General features: G+C 45.1%; 3 protein-coding genes. 1 reads left to right on the top strand and 2 read right to left on the bottom strand.

Annotated elements, in window-relative coordinates; all coding sequences use genetic code 11:
* Window positions 1-181 precede the first annotated feature (181 nt).
* A complete protein-coding gene (gene mutS, locus ACP45E_RS12540; RefSeq protein WP_017038216.1) occupies window positions 182-2743 on the top strand; it encodes a DNA mismatch repair protein MutS in 2562 nt (853 codons plus the stop codon).
* Window positions 2744-2854: 111 nt separating this feature from the next.
* On the opposite strand, the gene rpoS is transcribed toward mutS, so the two are convergent.
* Window positions 2855-3841: an RNA polymerase sigma factor RpoS gene (gene rpoS / locus ACP45E_RS12535; RefSeq protein ID WP_426511204.1), complete on the bottom strand. Its 987-nt coding sequence runs from the start codon at window positions 3839-3841 to the stop codon at window positions 2855-2857.
* A gap of 98 nt (window positions 3842-3939) precedes the next feature.
* On the bottom strand, window positions 3940-4508 hold a 569-nt coding region (locus ACP45E_RS12530; protein WP_069585057.1), incomplete at its 5' end, for a peptidoglycan DD-metalloendopeptidase family protein.

The raw sequence follows: 4508 nt of genomic DNA, 5'->3' as shown, positions 1-4508 counted from the left end.
CGCTCTTCCGATCTAATCTGTTTTCTATCGAAAAGCAGTTGACCAACCTGTTTGCTGAGCGATTGATGTGAGTCCATGACTTAAAACCTCTTTATGCCTTTGCGCTTGAATTTGTGCCTTTTCGCATGAAAAGGATTCACGTATCCTAAGCCGCAATAGAAAAAAACGAAAGACCAGAACAGTGAAAGCCGATCAAACACATACTCCTATGATGAAACAATATCTCGGATTGAAAGCTGAGAACCCAGACATACTGCTGTTCTATCGTATGGGGGATTTCTACGAGCTATTTTATGACGATGCCAAACGTGCCTCGCAACTACTGGATATCTCGTTAACCAAGCGAGGTGCATCAGCAGGTGAACCTATCCCTATGGCGGGCGTCCCTTACCACGCGGTTGAAGGTTACTTAGCAAAACTGGTTCAACTTGGCGAGTCGGTGGCTATTTGTGAGCAAGTTGGCGACCCTGCCACCAGTAAAGGCCCCGTTGAACGCAAAGTGGTGCGAATTGTGACACCAGGAACCGTCACCGACGAAGCACTGCTGTCTGAGCGTGTTGATAACTTAATTGCAGCGATTTATCACCATAGTGGTAAATTTGGCTACGCAACACTCGATATGACCTCAGGTCGATTCCAACTTATCGAACCTGAAAGTGAAGAAGCGATGGCGGCGGAACTTCAGAGAACATCGCCAAGAGAACTGCTTTTTCCTGAAGATTTCGAACCAGTTCACCTCATGATCAATCGAAACGGGAATCGCCGTCGTCCGGTATGGGAGTTTGAACTCGATACCGCTAAACAACAATTGAATCAGCAATTTGGTACCCGTGATCTCATTGGTTTTGGGGTTGAAAACGCAAAGCTGGGGCTATGTGCCGCTGGCTGTTTGATTCAATATGTCAAAGATACTCAACGCACGACGCTTCCGCATATTCGTTCGTTGACTTTTGATCGCCAAGATCACTCGGTTATTTTGGATGCCACCACAAGACGTAACCTGGAGATCACTCAGAATTTATCCGGTGGTTTCGACAATACTCTCGCTGAAGTACTCGATCACAGCTCAACCGCTATGGGTAGCCGGATGCTGAAACGTTGGCTGCATCAGCCAATGCGTTGTATTGATACGCTTAACCAACGCCTTGATGCCATTGGAGAGCTCAAGGAACTTGGATTGTTCTGTGAGCTTCAACCGACATTAAAACAGATTGGTGATATTGAACGTATCCTCGCTCGCCTGGCACTGCGATCCGCTCGCCCAAGAGACATGGCTCGGTTACGTATAGCGCTGCAACAGTTACCCGAATTACACGCCTGTTTATCGGAGTTAAAGCAGCCTTACCTTGTTAAGCTAACCAATTATGCCGCGCCGTTTGCTGAGGTTTGTGAACTGCTTGAACGTGCAGTAAAGGAAAATCCACCGGTTATTATTCGAGATGGCGGGGTCATTGCTTCTGGATACAGTGCGGAACTCGATGAATGGCGAGACCTGGCTGAAGGTGCTACAGAGTTTTTAAACAAACTTGAAGCAGAAGAGCGGGAACGTCATGGTATTGATACCTTAAAAGTTGGCTTTAATAATGTGCACGGTTTCTTCATACAAGTCAGTCGAGGACAAAGCCACTTAGTACCCCCTCATTATGTTCGTCGTCAAACACTAAAAAATGCTGAACGCTATATTATACCTGAGTTAAAGGAACATGAAGACAAAGTACTGAGTTCTAAATCGAAAGCCTTAGCCATCGAAAAGCAATTGTGGGAAGCGTTGTTCGATTTGCTTCTTCCTCATTTAGAACGCTTACAAAATATCGCATCGGCGGTTTCTCAGATTGATGTGCTTCAGAATCTAGCAGAACGTGCCGAGAGTTTAGATTACTGCCGTCCAGAGATGAGCAGCGATATTGGTATCCATATTCAATCAGGTCGACACCCTGTCGTAGAAAAAGTCATGGACACCCCCTTTATTGCCAACCCCATCGTTCTGAGCAGTGACCGTAAAATGCTGATCATTACAGGGCCCAACATGGGGGGTAAATCGACCTACATGCGCCAAACTGCTTTAATTGCGTTGATGGCCCATATTGGTAGCTATGTGCCCGCTCAGTCAGCAAAGATCGGCTCAATTGACCGTATTTTCACGCGAATAGGCGCGTCGGATGATTTAGCATCTGGGCGTTCGACTTTCATGGTTGAAATGACCGAAACCGCGAACATCTTGCACAATGCGACACCAAACAGCCTAGTATTGATGGATGAAATTGGTCGTGGAACCAGTACTTATGATGGTTTGTCATTAGCTTGGGCAAGTGCCGAGTGGTTAGCGTCTAAAATCGGCGCCTTGACTCTATTTGCCACGCACTATTTTGAGTTAACAGAGCTTCCAAACCAACTGCCTAATCTCGCGAATGTCCATTTAGACGCCGTCGAGCATGGAGATAGCATTGCCTTTATGCATGCCGTGCAAGAGGGAGCGGCGAATAAATCATACGGCCTTGCGGTTGCTGGCCTAGCTGGCGTGCCAAAAACGGTGATTAAAAACGCTCGCGCCAAGTTATCTCAACTGGAGCAGCTAGGAAATAATTCAGAGCCTAGCAAGGGAACCTCTGTGGATATTGCGAATCAATTAAGCTTAATTCCAGAGCCAAGCGAGGTAGAAGCCGCACTGGCCGGAATCGACCCTGATGACCTCACGCCTAGGCAGGCACTAGAAGCCTTGTATCGACTCAAGAAAATGATCTAGTCGACAGGCAATAAAAAAGGTACATGCTTTAAACCAATAAAGCTGTACCTTTTTCTCTGTCACGTCACTTTCTATTAAATAAGGTTCTCTTATTTCAGAAACGGTAATGTGTTATTCATTTTCTACGCTGAATAGATTTTCCATGTTAAGCCCTTGCTTAATCAATACTTCACGTAATCGACGTAGGCCTTCTACTTGTATCTGACGAACTCTTTCACGAGTCAGGTTTATTTCGCGTCCGACTTCTTCCAACGTTGATGGCTCATAACCTAGAAGGCCAAATCGGCGCGCAAGCACTTCTTTTTGCTTAGGGTTTAGCTCATCAAGCCAATTGACTAAGGAAGCCTTTATATCATTATCTTGAGTTGAAACTTCTGGATCAGAATTATGAATATCAGGAATAATGTCCAGCAATGCTTTTTCGCCATCACCACCAATAGGGGTATCGACGGAACTCACGCGTTCATTTAGGCGCAGCATTTTGCTGACATCTTCTACAGGTTTATCAAGCTTTGAAGCAATCTCTTCTGCGGTCGGTTCGTGGTCTAGCTTTTGAGACAACTCTCTCGCTGTGCGCAGATAAATATTCAGTTCTTTGACGACATGGATAGGTAAACGAATAGTTCGAGTCTGATTCATCAAAGCGCGTTCTATTGTTTGTCGGATCCACCAGGTGGCATAGGTTGAAAAGCGGAAACCTCTTTCAGGGTCAAATTTTTCGACCGCACGAATCAATCCAAGGTTACCTTCTTCAATTAAATCGAGCAATGCTAGGCCGCGATTGCTGTATCGGCGAGATATTTTCACGACAAGACGTAGATTACTTTCGATCATGCGCTTACGTGCTGCTTCATCGCCTCGGAGTGCTCGGCGAGCAAAAAGGACTTCTTCTTCTGCGGTGAGTAGTGGAGAAAAACCGATTTCACCCAAATAAAGTTGTGTCGCATCTAAGCTTTTACTCGAAACTTCAACTTCTTCAGTGGCTGCGGTCTTCGCTTTCGCTGTTGTTTTAGCTTTGGCTGTTGTTTTGGTTTTGGCGGGTTGTTTTTTAGATTTACCGATTTCCTTCGCGGTTGCCTCTAAATCCAACTCATCCATTTTTACTGCTGCATTGCTGATACCCATAGCGCCTCCCCCTGGCGAGCTAGCAAGACATTACTACTTCTTAATGTCGCTAAATTACCCATAAAGTAAAATTACGGTAAGTAGCGATTTGGATTCACCGACTTACCTTGGTAGCGAATTTCAAAATGTAATCGAACGCTGCTGGTCCCTGAACTGCCCATTGTTGCTATTTTTTGACCTGCTTTTACACTCTGTCCTTCTTGTACAAGCAACCGATCATTGTGAGCATATGCACTGAGGTAATTATCATTATGTTTTACAATCACTAGATTGCCGTAACCCCGTAATGCATTGCCTGAATAAACAACGGTTCCTCCTGCTGTTGAAACGATAGCTTGACCACGCTGTCCTGCGATATCAATGCCTTTATTCCCTTGTTCTCCAGCAGAAAACTTTTTAATGATTCTCCCTTTGGTTGGCCATATCCAGCTGTTAACTTTTTCACTTTTTGTCTTTGTTGTGTTCGCTACTTTGTTAACACTTTGTTGCCCTGTAGATTTAACATACTCCTTTGATTTTGATTGTTCAACCTTCTTTGGGGGATCTTTTTGTACTACTTTAGTCTTTGCTGAAGTATTTGTTTGGTTAGAGTTTTTGCTCGCTTTATCAACACTTGCAACCGTTGCGGCTCCCGCCCCTG

The sequence above is a fragment of the Vibrio genomosp. F10 str. 9ZD137 genome (genome assembly GCF_049974785.1).
Classification (GTDB): Bacteria; Pseudomonadota; Gammaproteobacteria; order Enterobacterales; family Vibrionaceae; genus Vibrio.
The sequence above is the reverse complement of the archived record's forward strand: the minus strand, read 5'-3'. Positions and strand labels throughout refer to the sequence as shown.